Genomic DNA, 20,170 nt, shown 5'->3' with positions numbered 1-20,170 from the left:
TAAAAATAAAAAGGGCAGGTACTCAGCTTATTGCTCCTAAGGTACTGGTATACCCGTACGCGAATAAGTGAGCCCACGCCCTTTAAGGCGTGAGCATTTACACTTATCGTCCTGCGCGTACGAAAATTACCAGTTTTAAGGAGCAGGATTCAAAGCGAATGCTTCAAATATTTTTAAATGAAGTATCGCAAATTTAATAATTCTACTCAAAAGTATAGAAAAAAAATATGTAATGCAAATGCATTACATGAAAAATATAAAAAAAAATGAAATTGCTATATGGGAAATTTAAGACCAGAGGATATAATTTTAAGAGATCAGATTAAATTAAGGCTTAAAGAGTTAAGAGAAAAAGCAAGCCAAAATAAGTCTAATCTATCGAAAGATGTTGAGATAGATAGACAAAATTTTCAGGCATGGGAAAAACCGGAGATTGGAAGAGGAATGAGTATTTATTCTATCGGCAGAGTTTGTAAAGCTTTAGGAATTACACTTAAAGATTTTTTTGATAGTGATATATTCGACAATACATAAAAAAAGATGCTCAGGCATCTTTTTTTATGTAAATTACGTAAGATTTTTTTTTTTTTACTCTTCTTTATTATAAATATCGTCAATTAACTCAAACAAAGTATCTTCTCCTTTTCTATCTTTTTCATAAAGAAAACTTCTGTAATTATCATTAAATATCTCTCTTAAATTTATTTCATTTATTAATAAATCAGGGGGAATATTATGAATCATTCTGTAATCAGTAAAAAAATAATTTCCTTTTTTATTTTTTCTATTATTACTTGCCTTTTCTTCCCAATTAGAACCAAAACCACCATACCAATTATATAATAAAAGTATTTGTTCCTGGTTAGACATCATAGAGCGTAAAACTCTTAAGTAATCTCTTTTTGATTCGTATGTAATAAGATTTTCATTTTGTTTTGCTACAAATTTTACTGTCTGAAATAAATGCCTATAATAGTGAGCTAAAATTGACTGATGACCTGAGAATGGCTTATAATTAAAACTTAACCATAAACTTTTTGCTTTAAAACTATTTGATAAAGCACTTCCCGTATTATAATAAAGATGAAATTCTTTTATACCTAATTCTAAATGCTTTCTTCTTTTTGATTCTAATTCTTTAATAAAATCATTCAAAACTAAATTTAAGAAGCCTGTTATATCTTTTTGTTCATACCTCTCAATATTTTTTTTGTACAAATTGATTCCATTAAAGAAGACATAATAGGAGTGATCAAAAATAAATTGTTTTAATAGAAAATCAACTTGTTCTTTTTGTGGAGATTGCAAAAGGTTAAATCTAAACATGAATACTTTTGTGCATATTAAATGAATAGATTCAAATTCTTTTAGCATTGTAACAAATACTTTTTTACCGGAAGTTATCTTTTCTTCCTTTGAATCTTTTTTTGCTTCCTTACTTTTATCGTTATTATTATATTCAAAGACATAACCTTCAATAGTCATTTCATTTAAATTTTCCCTATGAAGATGCAACATTTCATAAAACTGACTTTCAAATTGTTGTATCTTGAATTGATTTTTAATATCATCGTTTGCTATTTTTTGAATATAAAAAGCAATAAATGTCAGTACAGCACCCGCAAGAGCAATAAAAGGATTCATAATTCCTCCAAGTGTATCTCCTGTCCAACCTGTTGAAGCATTAAATACTAATGTATCTCCAATTTCTTTTTTAGTAAAATAATATGGCGAAAGGAAAGAAACTATTATTAAAATTACACTTATTACAATCAATGGTGTAATAATGTAGTTTTTATTTACTCGTTTAAAATAATTATCTATTATGCTTTTAAAACTTAACATAGATAAAAGTAAAAAAACGAAAATTATTAATATACAAGTAAGTAATATATTGTAAGTGCTCATCTATTATTTTATTCTGTAATTATTATTAAAAATCAACCTCCAACAAATGTCCATTTACTTTAAGCCAATTTTTTGCTTTTAAATAGTTAGGTACTTGAATAGATAAAATATTCCAAAAACGAGGTGTATGATTTTCTTCTATAAGATGCACTAGTTCGTGCGCTACTAGATACTCTAAAACATACATTGGTGCTTTGATTATTCTCCAATTGAAAATGATATTATTGTTTGGCGTACAAGAACCCCAACGGTATTTCATTTGGGATGTTTTAAATTCATTGAATTTTGCACCTAAATTAGTTGCATACATTTTAGCTAATGGTTCAATTTTACTCAATGCCTGCTTCATATACCAGGCTTTAAATAATTTATTAGCATTTTTTTGATTTTCTCTTGAGATCCTGAAACGCTGATTGAATTCTATTCCTTCTATAGGTTCATCAACAACTAATAACTGATAGTTTTTACCTAAATACAATAATGTTTCTCCGGATATAAACTCTTTTGGTTTTGTATCTGCAGGATACTTTTGAGCATGGTTAATTTTTTCCTTTAACCATTGTCGTTTAGATTGAACTATTTCTTCAATCTTTTCTATTGATAAATTAAGAGGAGCACGGACAATAATTTTTCTATCACGTTCAACTGTGATGTTGAGTGTTTTTCTATTACTGAATTTTATTTCATATTCTAACTGCATATTAATCTGATATCATTTTGAAATGATTGGTTTTTGAAAGCTCCATTATTCTTGAAATTAGTTCACTCCTTTTTTTGATAATATTTGGCAATTTATTGAATTCTGGAGATAATAACATTTTTTGTAATTCTCCTTTAAGTCTTAGTTGTGACGGGACACTATCCCAAAATCCTACTAGTTTTAACTCGGTAATTACTAAATTAGAAATATGTTGTGTCAAATTTACATTTTGCGTAATTTCATCTTCGTTCAAGACTCTGTTTTCGAACAATTCTGCTTTAAAAATGCGGAATAAAGGCATTTGCTTTTTACGGTCTAAACCATAGGTTTCCTCTTTTTCTCTATTTTTTATTTTCTCTCGAAGTTTTTCTAATTCTTCATAAATTACTTTCCAATTTCCTTTGAAGTTTTCTAATATCTTTTCTAATGCTTCTGAGAATGATGCAAACAATTCTGGATCTTCATCTAAATTTATATCAATGTAATGACGAATTGCATGTTCTACTTCAGCTGCTTTGGTTTTTGTTCGTTCTTTACTTTTTACATTTTCAAGAAAATCATCTGCAATAATTGAAATTGGCGCAATCGTTTGTTCAATACCTTTTGATTTAAGAAACTCGTCTGCAATCCCTCTCAATTTTTGCGGTATGCCTTTCATGCTGAAACGGTTGTCTCTAAAATGTTTGTTTGCTAAAGAATTAATTTCGGTAAATGACTTCCAATCTGTAAAAAAGTCTAATGCTTCTTTTCTTGGTAAAACATTATTAAAACAGGCTGTTAATTTGTTGTATAACTTGATGTATCCAAAACGAATATCTTCATCATAAAATACATCAAAGAAAGCATCAATATCCGTTAAGTCATCTAATCCTTGCTCTTTTAGATATTCCCAAATTTCATTATGCGCTTTTATTAACTCGTTTAATTCGGTTTCATCATCCGTAATACAGTCGATGATTTCTTGTAATTCTTTTTCTGTATAGGTATCTAATGCTCTTTTCAAATGATGTCCAATACCAACATAATCTACGATAAAACCTCTGTCTTTTCCTTCTGGTCCAATTCTGTTTACCCTAGCAATGGTTTGTAATAAGTTATGTGCAACAATTACTCTATCCAAATACATAACTTGTTCTATTGGAGCATCAAAACCTGTAAGCAACATATTGTTTACGATAATTATACCCACATTACCGTTTAACGATTTATCTTCTTCATCTGTTTTACCAAATGGTAGTTTGAAACGTTTGATACTTTTTTTGTGGTATTCTCCATTTGTAAAAGCTTTTATATGTGGTGCATCATTATGATTACCTGATATTACAACAGCTGTTTCTAATTGTTTTAAAACTTCGATATTTACTAACATTGGATTTGTTACTTCCAATTCAGCAATTTTTGTTTTTAACGCATTATCTATTGCTACTTTATATCTAACACAAGCTTCACGAGAATTACCCACGATTTGTGCTTTAAAACCTCCCGAAAAGATATGTTCTACATAATGATTAACCATATTTTCGGCTTTTGCAGTAATTGTATCAATAGCATCTAAATAAGCATCACGAGTACCAAATCCTAATATTTGTAAACGTTCCGTTAAAGTATATTCACTAAAAACATCTTCAAACTTTTTATCCATTCCTGACTTATTAGGAATTTCGGCATTATGGGTTAATCCTTCATAGACAATCTCTAATGTTACACCATCATCAATTGCCTGACGCATTGTGTACTTATCAATGTAATCTTTGTATTTCTTTTCAGTTTTTCCAGTCGGTGTTCCTGTAAAACCTATTGATGTTGCATTGGGTAATGCTTTGTCTAAATTGGCAGCTAATAATGAATATTGAGAACGGTGCGCCTCATCGGTCATTATTAAAATATTTGCACTTGGATTAAGTTCTGGGAAAATTTGTATACCGCTTAAATCTCCATTCTCTTGAAACTTATGTATCATTGCCATAACTAAATCAGAATTATCAGTTGCTAATAATTCTTTTAAACTTTGTCCGTTTGGTTGAGTTTTTGGATTTATGAAATTAGCTGTTTTGATATTAAAACCAATACTTCCGCCTGTTTCTGACAATTGCTCTTCTAATTGTGTTCTATCGGTAACAAAAACAATTTTCCAAGATAGCAATTCTGGTTTTAAACGCATTTCACGCACCATAAACATCATTGTTAATGATTTTCCTGAACCTTGTGTATGCCAAATAATTCCACCTCGCTCTAAAGGATTTTTGCCTTCTATTAAACGTTTGGTTGCTAATTTTACTGACCTAAATTGTTGGTATCTACCAACTACTTTTATTTTCTTCCCCTTATCATCTATTTGAAAAACGGTGAATACTTGAATGATGTCTAAAAGGTTTCTCATATCAAGCATACCGGCAACTAATCGTTGTTGGTCGTTTGGAGAAGATTTTCCGTGAACTAAATCATTTAATGATTTTGGATATGGATCAGTCCAACGGTAAAAATGTTTTTCTATATTGGTAGTAATGGTTCCAAATTTTGCTTCTAAACTACAAGTTGTAATTATAAATTGATTGTAGAAAAACAATTCTTTGTTTCCCTCTCCGCTATCGCCACGCTGTTCGGAATAACGTAATAATTGGTCTATGGCTTCTGGAATTGGTTCTTTTACTTTTGATGATTTTGCTTCAACTACTACAATTGGCAATCCATTTATAAATAAAACTATATCAGGAATAATATTATGGTCTGTGCCTGGAATTTTTACTTTGAATTGAGATATTGCTGTAAAAATATTGTTTTCTACATTTTCAAAATCTATGTAACGAACCGTTGGACTTAACTCTCCTGTTATTTCATTTTTAGAAACAGTTGTGTTTTCTAATAATAAATCTAATACTTTTTGATTGCTTTCGATTAAGCTGTTTTTTTCAAATGTAGTTATTTTACGAACTACATCGTCTATTTGCGATTCAGTTAAAAAAGGATTAATCGTTTTTAAAGATTGACGCATTTTGGGTTGTAAAACCACCTCTGAAAATGAAGTACGATAACTTTGTTGTGGTGTTTGCTGTAATGCTAATTCCAACACTTCGTTGTTGCCTGATGCCCAACCTAAATGTATTAGTTGCTCCAAAAAAGGTTTTTCTACGTGTGAATACTCGTCTAGTTTTAGACTTGAACCCAAATTACCTCTGTACTTGTTATCGTTAGTTACTACCATTGGATGCGATTTTAATTTATTAAATGCGTTACTCTTTTTTTACCTGATAATAGGTCTTGCATTAATCCTGTTTTTATTGACTTCAATTTAGAAAGTTCAGTGTTGTATTTGTGGAAAGAGTTTTGAATTTTATCTAATTTATCAGCTATTAAATCTTGTTCTTTTTTACTTGGTAATAAAACAATAATCTTTCTTAAATCGGCAATATTAATATCTATAAATGTTGTTCCTTTAATTAGTAACTCCATTTGTTTTTCATTTCGATATGATTTAAGAAACCAAAGTAAGTAGTTATTGTTTACATCATCAGAAGGAGAAATTCTTGCAACACCTCTCGTTGTATTACAACCAACATAATCGATAGTAACAATATTAAAATCTCCTACTGAAGCTCGAACATTACAAACAATATCATTCTCTAAAAGTAATGTTCTTTTATACATATCAGAAATTGATTTTTTTGTTCTTAATAAGTTATCAATAAAATTTAAGCCATTTTCTTTTAAATCAATTGTTCTTAAAACTGGAATGCCATCTTCAATATGTTCATAGGTTTGAACAATACCATAGGTAATAGTTGTAGATTTATTTATACATTCATTTAACTTTTTTGGCGACCACTCTTTTGGTATTCTACCTAAAGGACTATCTTTAAACTCGTGTGTTTCTTCACTTCTAATATTACCCTTTTCATCAATTCCTTTGGTCAACAAATCTTGCATTAATCCTGTTTTAATACGATTGTATTTTGCAATAACAACTTCTGTTTCTGAAATTGCTTTATCAACTTTAGATAGGATTTCTGCTATTTTGGATTGTTCGTCTTTGTCTTTTGGATAAATAAATTCAAATGATTTAATCGCTTTTTGCTGGATATTTGGTAAGCCTGAACCCACACGTAAATCCATAATCAAGTTTTCACGACCTTTCAGTGCATAATATAAAAAATCTCTATTTAAAAAATTCTTAATCCCTAAAAGTGAATAACAGTGCCCACCACTCCAAAAATTAGTTTTAATAAAGTTTATATATCCACAGGAGTTTCCGCCTTCACTAATTGTTATAGTGTTTTCTTCTGTATTCCATTTATCAGTATAACCTGATGGTGAAATACCGCCATTTATACAAGGATAATCGCCAGAATCTTCTAATGCTAATTTATTAAGTTGTTCGCCTTTCTTAATATAACAAGCATTACCAAGAGTTATACTTTTCCAATTTTCCATCTTAATTCAAATATTTTAAATCAGTTAAAAAATCGTTAAGCTCTTTCATTGTGTTGTTTCGGTCTTTTTCTATACTATCAGCAGAAACAAAATATTTGTCAAAAAGGTTTTCGTAAGCACCAACTAAAGCTCTTTTTTCAGCATTTAAGTAGCGTTGCAGTTGGTTGTTTATAATATCAAAGTGCTTTTTAAGAATTAGCTTTTGGGCTTCATCGATAGTTATCATTCCTCCAATTTCAATCAATAAATTATCTAACTTATTTAATTTATTACTGATAATTCCTTTGTCTTTGGTTAGTGCTGTAACTTGTTTTGAAATTTCTGCTATTTGCTTTTTAGCTTCTATTACTTTTGATAACTTCAATAGTGTTTCCGCTTCGTTAGTTTTATTGGCTTTTAACTCTTTTTCTAATGCTGTTATTGATTTTTTAATTTGCTCAAAATCGGTACTATTTTTTAAATCAGTTTTGAAATCAACAATTAATTCATCTGTCGCAGTATTTAATTTATTCAATTCGGTATTTACTATTTTCAAAAGCTTTACGCTTTCTTCTTTTTCTTCTTCAGAACCGTAACGTTTTAGAATTAACTTCAATTCCAATTCAGCTTGTTTTACTTTTAAAGTTGCTTTGATTTCTTTGATTTCAGCTTCCAATTTCAATATTACTGTATTGATTTCTTGAAATGGTTTTGCCTCATTGAGTTTCTTCTTTTCTTTAACCAAATAATCAATATTCTTTTTAAGTTGTTCTTTTACTTTAGCATTGGTTACTTTTTCGTCTTCCTCTGCTTCGTATTCTAATAAATTGATTGCTTCTTCAATAGCTTCCTCCAAATTGGTTTCTTTTTCAGATTGGCTAATTTCAAGGTTTTCAATTTCAGTTTGTTCTTTTGTGAAAAATTCTGCAATAAGATATTGATCAGGTATCAGTCCAGCATCCCAACCATTTTGCATTATGGTTTTTAGGTCATATTTAATATTATCCCACCAATTCACGAAAACTCCTGCAACTTGAAATTTATCCAATACACCAACTGGAACAAACTTTTCTTTAATGGTGTCTAATAATTCTTTTCTAACTTTTGGAATTTTGTCACCACCTAAAGAAACATAAGCTGCCATTGGCTCTGAAACTCTGTTTTCTTGAACAGTTTCTTTAACCGGTGCTAATGAAGAAAAATCTTCTTTTGCTAATTGCCACCAATCAGCTAAATGCAATCCTAAATCAACTAACGTTTTGACTACATTTTTATCTTCTTCAATTTGGCTTTTAATTTCTGCTTTATCACCTATTGCAAAATCTTTGTATAGTTCGTTTTTATTCGCAAACAAAACACTACCATCGTAATTGAACTTTTTACAAATGGAGTTTTGTACTGCTTCAATTTCAGTTATTGGAATACCACCAACTAAATGCGCTTTTACATCTTCGGGTTCAGGTTCTGGAGTATTATCAACATATCTTCTGATGTTCAAGGTAAATTCGTTTTCTTCAATAGTTTTTAAATCAACTAATCTAGAATATTTAGGTTCTTCAACCTTGTTTGTGAAAACATAATCTATTTTCTCAATATCTTCTGGACGTAATGAATTTTGTTTTTTGCCTTCTGCAAAGTCTTTGTCTGCATTAATGAAAAACACTTTATTCTTTAAGTAGTCAGGTTTGTTTTTATTTAAAATAATCACACAAGCAGGAATACCTGTGCCATAAAACAATTGTGGAGGTAAACTAATTATACCTTCAATTACATTATCTTTTAACATTCCCTCTCTGATTTCCTTTTCTTTACCACCTCTAAATAAAACTCCGTGAGGCATTACAACGACAACTTTACCGTTCTTTTTACAACTAGCCAACATATGTTGTACAAACATAAAATCAGCTTTTTTACCATCTTCTGGGGCAAAACCATAAGGAAAACGAGATTTGTATTTCATCTCGGCTTCTTTGTAATTTTGAGAGAATGGAGGATTTGCAATTACTCTGTCAAACTGCAATAACTGACCATCTTTTTCATTTAATGGCTCTTCTAAAGTATCGCCATATTCAATTGTGTATTTTGAAATGTTATGCAAAATGATATTCATTTTACAAATTGCAACTACAGTCGGGTCCATTTCTTGTCCAAACAATTCTAAATTATTTGCATCTTGCCCTTGTTCTTCGATGTATTGATGTGCTTGAATTAACATACCTCCCGAACCTGCTGTTGGATCATAAATTGACATTCCTTGTTCGGGTTTCATCAATTGTACTAATAATCTAACTACTTGGTTTGGCGTGTAAAACTGCCCTCCTTTTTTTCCACCTTCATCCGCAAAGTGTTTTAATAAGTATTCATAAGCAGCACCTAATAAATCTGGAAACTCAAAATTCTCATTGATTAATGCAGGAAATGAATTGAAGTGTTCCAGCATTTTGATAAGGTCGTTGTTTTTTACAATTGCCTTTCCATCTACTTCTTTGTTGAAATTAATCCTACCTTTAAAAATACCAGACAACGTTTCAGAATTTGAATCTTCAATTGCATCTAATGCTTTGTTTAGCATTTGACCAATATTGTTTTTTAAATATTTTATTGGTGGTTGTGGGTTGCCATTTTCGTCAATAAATCCATCATTCCATCTTGCTCGAGCGGGTACGAAGAAAGTATCACCGTAAGTTAATTTATCCTCTAAAACGACTGCAAGTGTTTCTTCGTCTAAATGTGCGTAATCGTTTTTTTTATATTGTCCCCTTTTTTGTTCAAATATATCAGACATTCTTTTAAGGAAAAGCATTCCAAATATAAATTCTTTGTATTCTGATGCGTCCATTTTTCCTCTCAAAATATCGGCCGCTTTCATTAAAAAGCCTTCAAGTTGAGAGAGTTTTATTTTATCGTTTTTCATTTTTCATTTTTATAAAGTAAAATGTGATTACTTTAAATTTATTGTTTTTTAAAACTTTTATACCAATAGTAAAAAGCTTCCGGGTTATTCTTTTTTAATTTGTTTAGTTTATTATAGTTTTGGTCTTCAATTAACCAATCCTTAATTTCTAGAGGATTTTTAAATCTCTCTATTTTTATCTGGTCTTCTGATTGAATCAATTTAGTTAGATAAGCGACTTTAGCAGCGGCTATTATGGCTTCGTCAATACCAAATCTGTCAATAATAAAATTGGTAAAGTTTTTAATTCCCATTTGTAAATGATAAAATTCTTCAGACTTTAAATCTCTTTCGGCTAGGACATAACATGCTTGTGATGTATCATTTAAAACTTCTTGTGGAGTTATTGCTAATTTTCGAAAACCAATTTCTTCGTGAACTACTTTATTATAACTACTTTTAACTATTTCTAAATCATCTATGTTATCGAAAAGAAATGCTATATCGTATAGCTGTTTTATAATTTCAACAGGACGATTTTTACTATAAAGGATTCCTGTTGTTTTGGGAGCAAATGCAGTCAGTTTATCTCCTAAGATTGCGGCAAAGGTAGGCATTGTAATTATAGTTTCGTCTTTGGAAGTAGATAACCAACTATGTTTTATTGGTACTTTTTGAACTTCCGGATACGGATTTGGTGTATATAACAAATCTAAAAGAATAGGTTCAATATTTCCGTCTACAACGCTTATATAATACGCTTTGAAATGCCCAATTGGTGCATCTGGGGTATGTTTACGATGGTTGTCGTCTTCCCAGCTTAGAAAAACCTCTTCATCTACAATTTTTTGCAGAACAGTAATGATTTCCTGTTCGGAGTGCTCCGTAATAATATCAATATCTATGGAGAATCGTTTAGGTACTTCAGTAGCTAGTAATAATGCTGTCCCTCCCTTAAAAGTAAAGTTTAATCCTTTTATCTTCAGTTGTTCCAATAGTGTTAATGCCCAAATTACTTTTTCAATTAATTTGGGATCTACTCGTTTTCCTAACTTGTTTTTTAAGTTAAGTATCCATTCTATTTTATGGGTTTCTTTATTGATCATCAATTATATATTATTGGCAAAAAAATAATTATTTTGCCGAAATTATATTAAAAATATTCTCTAATTCATGTTCGCGATTTCTTCTCATTGCATATCGTTTCATTTTTAATCTATTTAATGGATATTTCTGTAGTGCAGTTTTAAAAATAAAATCTATTTCCCCTTGTTGTGCTGCAAAAAGTCGATCATCAATAAGCATATCTACCAATAGTTTTTCTAAAGTTGGTATGCTAACTTTATCTGTTGTTTCAATTGGAGCTTCTGAAATTAAGTTTTTTATTATTATGACATCATCGGCATAACTTATGTATCTATCAAATATCTCTTCATCAGGATTTAGATAAACATTTTTAAAATTATCATTAAAACTATTGAAAATTTGTTCTACTGCTTCTTTTTCTACTTCAATTACTGTGTAAGTTTTAAAAGGCTGGTGGCGCATTAAGTCGTTAATCCAGGAAGTATTCCAAACGCAATAGTTTACAAATGGATAGTCTTTGTGTATTCTGTTATATATTTTTTTTAGCGATGGAGTAATCATTGGTTTAAACTTTTCGCTACTGCCTAATTCGTAAATACCTCTTGAAGTATTATGAATAATACCCTCTTTTTTTAGTTGAGATAGATACATGTTAATGGTGTTTCCTGACCAAGATGGAAAATCTTTTTTGATAGCTAAAACAAACTCCGGTTTTGAAAGTTTCTTATTGTTACCAAAGTAATAATGAATTTTATGTTCTAGAGTTTTATTCAACTTATATCAGTTTTGAAATGTGAAAGTAATCATTTTTCAATTATAAATATAATTTCGGCAAAAAAAATAATTAATTGCCAATATTATATAGATGTTCTTCAGATAATGCTTGCAATGATACATGCATATTAATATTGTAATAAAAATTTAAAAACAGGTATTTATACTTGATAATTTTATTAATCAAAAGAATTAATTTGCTAATTAAAAAGTGCCTTACGGAAAACCGTAAAAGATAGATTTTTCCAATTATTACTTTTATCAAAATTTTAATTAAAAATAATAAACTATGAAGAGATTTACTGTGAGAGTGCAGCTACATACTAAATAGGGCAAGCAATATGAATTAGGCACTCTTTTTTTACATGGAGAAATATATCTAATACATGTCCCGTTATATTTTGGTGGGATGTACCAGGTCACGACTGGATTCCGTTATTTTGTTTAAGGAACAGAGGAACTAATTAATTTTTTCATTAATTTGCAATATGAAAATATCTGAAAGAACATATAACAGCTCTGATGTTATAGCTTTTAAAAGTACTAAGGAAGAATTTGGAGGATTATCTAATATGGCTCCCGGGTATTCTTTACGTGTTAATGATATAATTATACCTTCTGCTGAAGCATTATATCAAGTCTGCAGATTCCCTTTGTTTCCTCAAATTCAAGAAGAAATAATATCTCAAAATAGTCCTATGACTGCCAAAATGATCAGCCGTAAATATCATGGACATACAAGACAAGATTGGGAAGAAATAAAATATGATATCATGTATTGGGTATTGAAGGTAAAGCTTTCTCAGAACTCAGAGAAGTTTTACAACCTCTTACAAAAAACTGCAGATTCCCCAATAGTTGAATTATCTAGCAAGGATAAAGATTGGGCTGTGGTTCCCGAAGGACATAATACCTTAAGAGGTAAAAATGCACTGGGAAGATTGTTAATGCAATTACGATCTGAGTTTGTGCATAAGAATAATTCTATTGATTGCGTTAGCCCATTAAATATTAATGGTTTTCTTCTTTATGGTTCAGAAATTGAGACGGTCTGCAATCCGGAAATTGAATATGAAAATCACTTTATTTTTGATTTAGATTATGCTTAGTTTATTTAAATCTAATTTTAGATACTAATACATTTTTCATCAAAATATCTAATTAGATTTAAGCTTATTTATGAGTGAAAGTATTCCACTGGCGCGAGTTCTCACACTCATTAAATGACTACATACTTTAACGAATAAACGGAAACCTATGACACTAATTGCTATTTTCTTTCCTTTTCTTTCTTTTTTTCTACGAGGGAGAATATTAACATCGATTCTTTGTCTGATACTGCAAATCACCTTGATTGGTTGGATTCCGGCAGCCATTTGGGCTGTTATTTCACTACAAAATGCCAGAGCTGATAAGCGCAACAACAAACTAATAAAGGCTATGAAATCTAAATAATTATAAATTTAGTGTCCACGCTTTATACATAATATTCGAGCTTCATATCATAACTTGAAAATAAAAAGCTTTCTGTGATTCTGAAAGACCATAAATTTTTATATTTAAGTTTACTGAATAGTAAAAGCTCGAATTACAAGCTCAAACAACTCTTTTACATTGACATTTCCTACCCCTCTTTCTTTAAAAATTTGTTTGTCCGGTAAATCGTCTTTAACAACTTCTACAAAATTTTCGATATCAAATTTAATGCTCTCCGGCAGAATAAAATCATCTTCAGCAGTCAGTAATAATGATTTTACTATTGCAATATTTTTCTGGATAATTCACAAAAGTGGGTACATGATGTGTGACAACTATATTTTTATTATCTGATTTCATCAAAGTAAAAAGCCTTTCAGAAAATATGAAAGGCTTTTTAAGTAAAGTAAGATTGAATTATTTTTTCGACTCTGCAATAGAAACTTTTCTAAACTCTTTTAAAAGTTTTTCAATCTCTAAAGTTGATTTACGAGCTCTTGCTCCGGCAGCTTTCACTCCTTTTTCAACCAGTGATTCAGACTCTGTTTTAAATGTTTCAATTTCTGCATTGATTTTTGCAACTAGATCTTTCATGATACAATTTTTAATTAAAAATGCAAAAGTAAAATTTTAGTGTTTATAGACTCTAAAGATGTTGTTAAAATTAATCCTCTAATTGCTTTTTTAGCCCCCAGTTTAGAATACGTTGGAACATTCTAAAAAGTGAAAGTGGCAACCTCAAAAAAAGGGGTTATAAAACCCCTTCATCTGCAAAGGAAAAGTAACTTTCGTTAGTAATAATGAGATGATCCAGAAGGGTTATTTCTAAAATACTACCTGCTTCTTTTACTTTTCTGGTAATTGCCTTATCGGCCTCGCTAGCTATTAGTTGACCAGAGGGATGATTATGAATCAAGATAATTCCTGTAGCATTGGCTTTTAATGCTGCTGCAAATATTAATCTTAGGTCTACTAAAGTCCCTGAGATCCCTCCTGAAGAGATGGTGTAAACTCCTAATACTTTATTACTGTTATTAAGCAGTAAGATTTTAGATTCTTCGAAGAACTCTATCGTATTTGCATTCCATAACTGCATCGTTATATTATAGGCCTCAACCGAAGAGGTTATCTTTGGTCTGTCTATGGCTTTCACTCTTGTTTTATAGGATAGCTCGATTTCCGAAACGATTAATAAATTTGGTGTTGCTACTGAATTTTCCATGATACTATATTTTTGAATTAATAATAGTACCGTTGGCGGGTAGTGGTTAGCGAGCGCAAAAAGCAACGCAATAAAGTCAGGTGCATACCTGGCATTTATGGGGGAATTTTTTGTAGCGAACCTTAGCCATTACCCGAACTTTGTAATAGTATTAATTGACAGAATAGTGTTCTTGAAAAATGACAATTAGCAATCCATGTTTTCTACAAAGAAATCAAGTGGCGGTATTACTGTTAGGCAAATAAGATTTTACCTGTTTTTGAATTAATTTTTCTTATTTATTTCTTTAATAAAATAAGAAGTTGGACATCCGGCTTCTGCAAAAAAAGCCTGAGTAAATGTTTTAGTACTGCTAAAGCCAACTTCTTCAGCCAATGCACTATTGGAATATTTCCTTATTTTACTATCCTCTTTTAACAACTTTATTAGATAATTGATTTTAAGATCAGCAATGTATTTCACAAATTTTTTTCCTCTGAATTGATAAATTATCTGTGATAAATATTTTGGATTGGAATTGAATATAGTAGCAAGCTTTGCGGAAGTCAGGTCCTTTGCTAGAAATTTTTTATCTTTTTCGAATTTTTCCAATTGTTTAAGTATATCTGCAACGGTATCTTTATTTATATTTCCAATTCCTTTATTTTCATTTCTGAATTCTACTTTAGAAACAGCCTCGTTTTTTGCCATCAATTCCTCAAATTTTTGCCTGTAAACATTCTTATTTCTGATATGCCTGTAAGCAATGAATGATACGATTAAAAATAATACTACTACGATACCAGTAAAAATAAAATCATTATACTTCCTCTTATTAAATAAATCTTCAATATCCTGCTTCTCTTTTAGTAAGACTTTTGTATCATACACTTTGCGAACTCTGCCGGAAAGATATCTAAACCTGTTATCCAGCACACTGTCTGCTTTAAGTAATTTCTCAATGTAATAAAGATGTTTCTGCAAGTTGTTTTTAGATTTATAATATTTGATAATCAGTTCATAGTTCTGACGCAAGTCGGGACGTATATATCCTTTATCATCAAAAATCTTATCAACTTTTAAAAAATACAGCAAAGCCATTTCTGGTTTATGGAGATCCCAATAGCTTTTTCCAATGTAAAAATAACCAACAGACTCATTTGCAAAATCCTTGTTTTTATTTATGGTCGGAATTGAATAGGTAATCTTTTTTATAGCTGTGTTATAATTATTTTTAAAATATTGATTAATACCTTCTGAATGAATGAAGTAATCTTTCATTTCATTATTGTCTAATCTTATTCCTTCCTGAATACCTTTTTCATTTATTTCAGAACATAAGCCGTAATTACCAATTCTGTTATAACACAAACCAAGCAAATGCAATGAATTCAAATATGCTCTTGAATTCTTTCCTTTAAAATAATCAATGCATTCGGTATAGAGCGAAATTGCCTCATCATAGAATCCGAGATAATACTTTACACCTGCAATATTGTATTTAACCTTATAAGTCAGATACTTGTCGCTGGTTTTCGAAATATAATTATCGGCTACAAGATAATTATCAAGAGCATGTTTATGTTTTTTCTGTCCATAGTAAACAATTCCTTTTGAAAGATAAGCAGAGCCAATAAGAGCATTATCAGTGGCTTTTTTAGCAGTATAAATCATACTGTCAGCATATACCAATTTTAATTTTTCAGGAGAATAGAATAAATAATTTTTATATCCATTTACAATTTCCTTGGAATTTTTATCCGTTTTTGCCTTGCTCAAAAAGTATTGAAGATAATATGCTTGTTTTATTTTATCCTCAGCCGTAGCTTCTATACATTCAAAAAGGTAATCATAATTTTTTCTTTGAAGCGTATCGGAAATTTTCGATTCCATTTCCTGCGCATACAATTGATTTCCAAAGCAAATAATTACTAATAATATATAATTTTTAATCATAAGTTAAATTAAAAAATGAGACATTACTTGAAATGAAAATGCATTTTTATCAGCTAAAAACACTATAGAGCAAATATAATATTGTGTTTTGTTTAAAACAGCATCATTAACAACGTAATATATTGATAATTAGTGTGTTTTCAATTAAAAAAGGTATGTCAATTTTCGGAAAATCGATATCCTAAATTCGGAAAATCCACATACAACGTTTTGCAAATAAAAAATTCTACTTCTAGATTTGTCTTGAATTCAATAGCAAAAACATTTGGCATCGTGCCGGATTAAAGTTCTGCTAACCCGGGTGAAATGAACTGACTGAAAAAAAGCAGTCTTTACATTTAACACTTTTATCATGAAAATTTTTTTATTATTGCTAGTGATCCTTACATCACTATCCGTTTCTTGTACCAATGATAATATTGACAATACAGAAGTTTTAGGTAGTACTTTAACAGAAGAGGAGTCTAAAAAAACGGCAAAACTGCTTCAGAACCTGAGCCCTGAAAATCCGGCTAATGCATATGACATAGCAGGTAAAATACATAATGACATCCTTGATGTTTACCTGTCTGAAAATTATCCTTTCAATACGATTGCTCAAATTAGCCAAAAAGTAGATTCTATCTCAGTTTTGAATAGCGATCTTTTAAATATGGCAATAAGTCTTCCCTGCAATTTTCAGGAAATTCAAGAAACTATCGATGATCCTCAAATAAAATTAGAGCAGGCGATTGCAAATTCCTCAATGACAAATGCCGCTAAAATTTCTCTTTCCAATTTTATGGATTCCATACTGTTATGGGAAACTAATGAATATGCTGTCATTCATCAATCCATAATCTCATTCGAGGCACTCGTTATATCCAACACACAGTTTAGCAATGAGGATAAGAGGATCATTCTCACGACTTCCTCTATAGCAAGATATTCAGCGTATTATGCTAAAGAACGTAAAGATAAGGATTGGGAAACTTCTGTAGGAAATCGTGTTGGAGCGGTACAAGGTGCAGTAGCAAATTCTTCAACTGCAATTAATAAATCAATAGTGACAGGACTCATAATTCAAAATCTCCAAACAGAATAGTTATGTATATAACAGAGTCGATCGAAAAACAATTGCAATATGTGTATTGCGTGTTTTTGATTCTTTTCAATATTGTGAGCCTTTATTTCATCATAGATCTATTATCCTATGATGAAATAATAGGCTATTTAACCGACGGCGGGATAAAAACTGATTCTCCCAGAAAATTGGCATATCTATTTTTTGTAAACGGCATTTCAAATTTATTGTTCGTTTGCGTTTCATTGATGGCCAGATTATTCGATAAGTAATACTTTCTAGCACAATTAAACATTTTAAAGCGCTTATTTTGGCATCTCTAAAATCAAAATACAACCCATCAGGCTTACAAGTCTACATCTTTGAAACGTTCTCCTCCAGAATTGCTTTTAAAGAATCAATTATATTGAATCGATTTACCGTTTTGATTATAAATTCCGGAGCAGTATGCCTGTTGATCAACAGTAAGAAGATTCATTTATTTATCAATGAACTAATCGTTATTCCAAAAAAGTCTATTTGTGAAGTTTTAATAATGAGCAATCAATTGCAAATATGCCAGCTTTCATTCTCTTCGGAGTTTGCTTTTGCTAATAGTATAAGATGGCCACACATAGGATATTTTGAATTTTTTATTGCAAAAAATACTTCCAAGATTTTTCTCAAAAATAAAGAAATTGGATTACTTGTAGATTTACTTAAATTAATCAATAGTAAGGTCAGAAGTTCAAATAAGAATATTTTGAAAAAAGAAACATTGCTTTTGAGTTTTAATCTTTTCCTTTACGAACTGGCTGGAACATATTATCGATCATCCTGGTATGATAATGTCAAACATACCGGTAATGAAAAAATAGTTATCCATTTTTTTAGGTTATTAGAACTAAACTGCAGAAAAGAACACAGTGTGAAATTCTATGCAAATAGCCTAAATGTTTCTACAGGACATCTTACTAAAACTGTCAAACGGATTACGGAAATCACAGCGAAACAATGCATAGAAAATGCAATCATTCTGGAGGCCAAAATCCTGCTTCAAAATAATGATTTAACCATTTTATATATTTCAGAAGAACTGAAATTTGCCAATACTTCTTTTTTCAGTACTTTTTTTAAGAAGCATACTTCCCTGTCTCCTTCCGAATACCGTTTACAATTAAATTTCAATTAAATACTAATATAATAAATGTTTTGACTGGGTTAAGAATGTTCTATAAGCAATGATTTAGAGTACTGTCGATTGCAAGTCGAGAGAAATATTTACTAAATAAAAGTAAAAGAAATGACTCAAACCTATCTTTTAGAATGGATGGACTTAACGGTGACTTCAACCCTTAATCCCAACAAAACCGATCTTACTATGATTTCTCCAATTCAATCAAGAGAGATTATTGAAAAAGCGAATGAACAAACATTTTTTATTCAGTCACAGTTTACTATACAGGTTTTTTCACTTACTAAGGAGAAACAGATAAAAATTTTAGTTGGAAATTATTATTCCACATTATTATTTCTTTTAGATAAAATCACAGAAATAAATAATAGTAATGATTTACACAGGGATAGTCTAAAAGAAGTAACAACTACTTTAATATCCTGTTTGAATGAATTAATAATTTTTGTAGAATCAAGATTCGCAAACTATTTAACTGCACCTTTTCAAATTGTTGAAAGGAAGACAACTAGTCCTTTAATAATGAATGGCTTTTCTGGTAAAGTTTTATGTAAACTATCAACCGATCAAACAGCCTTAATATTAAGGGCATCCGATGAATTAAAAATTCTTATTTCAAAATCAATGAATCATTTGTTTAAAACAATCGTTCCTTTTTTATCCACTCCAAACAAAGCAGATCTTTCATACAATGCCATGCGGAGCAAGGCTTATGTTTTTGAAGAAAGGGATAAGCAAATAGCAATTGAAACATTGGAACGCATGATCAAACAGATTAAAGAATATTAATCAAATACTACTAATTTAAAATTTAAAAACATGAAAAATCTATCTTATATTTTAACTACAGTGATTTTAATAATCACAGGCTGTGAGCCTAAAAAGCTTGATGAGAAATTGGCTACTGCTCTTATTTTGGAAAAAAATCATTACCCTACTATCGTACACCATGATATTTTTTGCGGTGATCCAACGCATGCTTATACCATTTTTAAATCAGGGCTCGTAGAAAAAGGACTTGTAAAAGTACTCCAAACCAGAAAATTTGGCGATACAATGGCTTTTGTAAATTTTACTGCTGCAGCAAAACCCTATTTGCTACCTACACCTAAAGAGGATAAAATAAGTAAAATCCAACGTGTAAAAGTAGCAGATGAAGAATTTGGAGCAATCAAAGAAATAAGGATGATGAGTTCCGGTAATAAGGCAATTGTAGAATTTACTACTATTCGAAAAAAAAATGTTTTTGCTGCTGCAATTAAAAATGGTTTGAAAGATACACTTAGTCATGAAGTATATTTTATACGAGCAGAAGATGGATGGAAGCTCATGGATAAAAAATCGGAAATTGAATTTTTATCATTTTAGAAGTTAATCTATACTTGTTTTTTTCATTAAATTAGTAATTAGTCTAGAAAAATAATAGCCCGCTGATCTCAAATTTGTGGGCTATTATAATATTTTCTTTTTCTATTTTACTCTTGTTATAAATTTATACTAACTAGCCTTGAATTAGAGAATAATCTAATTAT

General features: G+C 30.1%; 19 protein-coding genes. 9 read left to right on the top strand and 10 right to left on the bottom strand.

Annotated elements, in window-relative coordinates; all coding sequences use genetic code 11:
• Positions 1-279: 279 nt before the first annotated feature.
• On the top strand, positions 280-534 hold the full coding sequence (locus tag ACEN2I_RS04490; protein WP_302097365.1) for a helix-turn-helix domain-containing protein: 255 nt from the start codon (positions 280-282) through the stop codon (positions 532-534).
• Positions 535-588: 54 nt separating this feature from the next.
• Here ACEN2I_RS04490 and ACEN2I_RS04485 read toward each other — a convergent pair whose 3' ends face one another.
• The 7 genes from ACEN2I_RS04485 to ACEN2I_RS04455 form a co-directional block, all read right to left on the bottom strand.
• On the bottom strand, positions 589-1,845 hold the full coding sequence (locus tag ACEN2I_RS04485) for a putative phage abortive infection protein (protein ID WP_441764914.1): 1,257 nt from the start codon (positions 1,843-1,845) through the stop codon (positions 589-591).
• Positions 1,846-1,933: 88 nt separating this feature from the next.
• Positions 1,934-2,608 (bottom strand): M48 family metallopeptidase, encoded by a 675-nt coding sequence (locus ACEN2I_RS04480; RefSeq protein ID WP_441764913.1) that lies wholly within the window; start codon positions 2,606-2,608, stop codon positions 1,934-1,936.
• A 1-nt stretch (position 2,609) separates the two neighbouring features.
• Positions 2,610-5,810 carry a type I restriction endonuclease subunit R gene (locus ACEN2I_RS04475; RefSeq protein ID WP_441764912.1) on the bottom strand — a complete coding sequence of 1,067 codons (3,201 nt, stop codon included), beginning with the start codon at positions 5,808-5,810 and terminating at the stop codon, positions 2,610-2,612.
• Positions 5,811-5,821: 11 nt separating this feature from the next.
• Complete coding sequence (locus ACEN2I_RS04470; protein ID WP_441764911.1) at positions 5,822-7,036, bottom strand: restriction endonuclease subunit S; 1,215 nt, start codon at positions 7,034-7,036, stop codon at positions 5,822-5,824.
• A gap of 1 nt (position 7,037) precedes the next feature.
• Positions 7,038-9,929, bottom strand: coding sequence for a type I restriction-modification system subunit M (locus tag ACEN2I_RS04465; protein WP_441764910.1), 2,892 nt, complete (start codon positions 9,927-9,929; stop codon positions 7,038-7,040).
• Between the two features lie 38 nt (positions 9,930-9,967).
• Positions 9,968-11,014 (bottom strand): nucleotidyl transferase AbiEii/AbiGii toxin family protein, encoded by a 1,047-nt coding sequence (locus ACEN2I_RS04460; protein ID WP_441764938.1) that lies wholly within the window; start codon positions 11,012-11,014, stop codon positions 9,968-9,970.
• A gap of 28 nt (positions 11,015-11,042) precedes the next feature.
• Complete coding sequence (locus ACEN2I_RS04455; protein WP_441764909.1) at positions 11,043-11,768, bottom strand: DUF6577 family protein; 726 nt, start codon at positions 11,766-11,768, stop codon at positions 11,043-11,045.
• A gap of 345 nt (positions 11,769-12,113) precedes the next feature.
• Between ACEN2I_RS04455 and ACEN2I_RS04450 the strand changes: the two genes are divergently transcribed.
• The 3 genes from ACEN2I_RS04450 (at position 12,114) to ACEN2I_RS04440 (ending at position 13,223) form a co-directional block, all read left to right on the top strand.
• Complete coding sequence (locus ACEN2I_RS04450) at positions 12,114-12,236, top strand: phosphoribosyltransferase-like protein (RefSeq protein ID WP_441764937.1); 123 nt, start codon at positions 12,114-12,116, stop codon at positions 12,234-12,236.
• 20 nt (positions 12,237-12,256) lie between these two features.
• Positions 12,257-12,877: an NADAR family protein gene (locus tag ACEN2I_RS04445; protein WP_441764908.1), complete on the top strand. Its 621-nt coding sequence runs from the start codon at positions 12,257-12,259 to the stop codon at positions 12,875-12,877.
• A gap of 148 nt (positions 12,878-13,025) precedes the next feature.
• Positions 13,026-13,223, top strand: coding sequence for a YqaE/Pmp3 family membrane protein (locus ACEN2I_RS04440; RefSeq protein ID WP_441764907.1), 198 nt, complete (start codon positions 13,026-13,028; stop codon positions 13,221-13,223).
• A 438-nt stretch (positions 13,224-13,661) separates the two neighbouring features.
• On the opposite strand, the gene ACEN2I_RS04435 is transcribed toward ACEN2I_RS04440, so the two are convergent.
• The 3 genes from ACEN2I_RS04435 to ACEN2I_RS04425 form a co-directional block, all read right to left on the bottom strand.
• On the bottom strand, positions 13,662-13,838 hold the full coding sequence (locus tag ACEN2I_RS04435) for a histone H1 (RefSeq protein ID WP_441764906.1): 177 nt from the start codon (positions 13,836-13,838) through the stop codon (positions 13,662-13,664).
• 157 nt (positions 13,839-13,995) lie between these two features.
• Positions 13,996-14,466, bottom strand: coding sequence for a JAB domain-containing protein (locus ACEN2I_RS04430; RefSeq protein WP_441764905.1), 471 nt, complete (start codon positions 14,464-14,466; stop codon positions 13,996-13,998).
• A gap of 264 nt (positions 14,467-14,730) precedes the next feature.
• On the bottom strand, positions 14,731-16,401 hold the full coding sequence (locus ACEN2I_RS04425) for a tetratricopeptide repeat protein (RefSeq protein WP_441764904.1): 1,671 nt from the start codon (positions 16,399-16,401) through the stop codon (positions 14,731-14,733).
• A 352-nt stretch (positions 16,402-16,753) separates the two neighbouring features.
• On the opposite strand from ACEN2I_RS04425, the gene ACEN2I_RS04420 reads away from it, so the two are divergent.
• The 5 genes from ACEN2I_RS04420 to ACEN2I_RS04400 all read left to right on the top strand — a co-directional run bounded on the left by ACEN2I_RS04420 (position 16,754) and on the right by ACEN2I_RS04400 (position 20,006).
• Positions 16,754-17,485, top strand: a complete 732-nt coding sequence (locus tag ACEN2I_RS04420; RefSeq protein ID WP_441764903.1) for a hypothetical protein — start codon at positions 16,754-16,756, stop codon at positions 17,483-17,485.
• A gap of 2 nt (positions 17,486-17,487) precedes the next feature.
• Positions 17,488-17,736, top strand: coding sequence for a hypothetical protein (locus ACEN2I_RS04415; RefSeq protein ID WP_441764902.1), 249 nt, complete (start codon positions 17,488-17,490; stop codon positions 17,734-17,736).
• A gap of 38 nt (positions 17,737-17,774) precedes the next feature.
• The gene (locus ACEN2I_RS04410; protein WP_441764901.1) at positions 17,775-18,635 is read left to right on the top strand and encodes a helix-turn-helix domain-containing protein; all 861 of its coding nucleotides are present in this window, start codon (positions 17,775-17,777) and stop codon (positions 18,633-18,635) included.
• A 111-nt stretch (positions 18,636-18,746) separates the two neighbouring features.
• A complete protein-coding gene (locus tag ACEN2I_RS04405; RefSeq protein WP_441764900.1) occupies positions 18,747-19,427 on the top strand; it encodes a hypothetical protein in 681 nt (226 codons plus the stop codon).
• 30 nt (positions 19,428-19,457) lie between these two features.
• The gene (locus tag ACEN2I_RS04400; protein ID WP_441764899.1) at positions 19,458-20,006 is read left to right on the top strand and encodes a hypothetical protein; all 549 of its coding nucleotides are present in this window, start codon (positions 19,458-19,460) and stop codon (positions 20,004-20,006) included.
• The last annotated feature ends 164 nt before the right edge of the window (positions 20,007-20,170 follow it).

This window comes from Flavobacterium sp. W22_SRS_FK3 (assembly GCF_052113665.1).
Taxonomy (GTDB): domain Bacteria; phylum Bacteroidota; class Bacteroidia; order Flavobacteriales; family Flavobacteriaceae; genus Flavobacterium.
The sequence above is the reverse complement of the archived record's forward strand: the minus strand, read 5'-3'. Positions and strand labels throughout refer to the sequence as shown.

Bases quoted from the DNA above. Each gene is read 5' to 3' on its own strand.
- ACEN2I_RS04490 (WP_302097365.1), top strand. From the start codon at position 280: ATGGGAAATTTAAGACCAGAGGATATAATTTTAAGAGATCAGATTAAA.
- ACEN2I_RS04485 (WP_441764914.1), bottom strand. From the start codon at position 1,845: ATGTTAAGTTTTAAAAGCATAATAGATAATTATTTTAAACGAGTAAAT.
- ACEN2I_RS04480 (WP_441764913.1), bottom strand. From the start codon at position 2,608: ATGCAGTTAGAATATGAAATAAAATTCAGTAATAGAAAAACACTCAAC.
- ACEN2I_RS04475 (WP_441764912.1), bottom strand. From the start codon at position 5,810: ATGGTAGTAACTAACGATAACAAGTACAGAGGTAATTTGGGTTCAAGT.
- ACEN2I_RS04470 (WP_441764911.1), bottom strand. From the start codon at position 7,036: ATGGAAAATTGGAAAAGTATAACTCTTGGTAATGCTTGTTATATTAAG.
- ACEN2I_RS04465 (WP_441764910.1), bottom strand. From the start codon at position 9,929: ATGAAAAACGATAAAATAAAACTCTCTCAACTTGAAGGCTTTTTAATG.
- ACEN2I_RS04460 (WP_441764938.1), bottom strand. From the start codon at position 11,014: ATGATCAATAAAGAAACCCATAAAATAGAATGGATACTTAACTTAAAA.
- ACEN2I_RS04445 (WP_441764908.1), top strand. From the start codon at position 12,257: ATGAAAATATCTGAAAGAACATATAACAGCTCTGATGTTATAGCTTTT.
- ACEN2I_RS04440 (WP_441764907.1), top strand. From the start codon at position 13,026: ATGACACTAATTGCTATTTTCTTTCCTTTTCTTTCTTTTTTTCTACGA.
- ACEN2I_RS04435 (WP_441764906.1), bottom strand. From the start codon at position 13,838: ATGAAAGATCTAGTTGCAAAAATCAATGCAGAAATTGAAACATTTAAA.
- ACEN2I_RS04430 (WP_441764905.1), bottom strand. From the start codon at position 14,466: ATGGAAAATTCAGTAGCAACACCAAATTTATTAATCGTTTCGGAAATC.
- ACEN2I_RS04425 (WP_441764904.1), bottom strand. From the start codon at position 16,401: ATGATTAAAAATTATATATTATTAGTAATTATTTGCTTTGGAAATCAA.
- ACEN2I_RS04420 (WP_441764903.1), top strand. From the start codon at position 16,754: ATGAAAATTTTTTTATTATTGCTAGTGATCCTTACATCACTATCCGTT.
- ACEN2I_RS04415 (WP_441764902.1), top strand. From the start codon at position 17,488: ATGTATATAACAGAGTCGATCGAAAAACAATTGCAATATGTGTATTGC.
- ACEN2I_RS04405 (WP_441764900.1), top strand. From the start codon at position 18,747: ATGACTCAAACCTATCTTTTAGAATGGATGGACTTAACGGTGACTTCA.
- ACEN2I_RS04400 (WP_441764899.1), top strand. From the start codon at position 19,458: ATGAAAAATCTATCTTATATTTTAACTACAGTGATTTTAATAATCACA.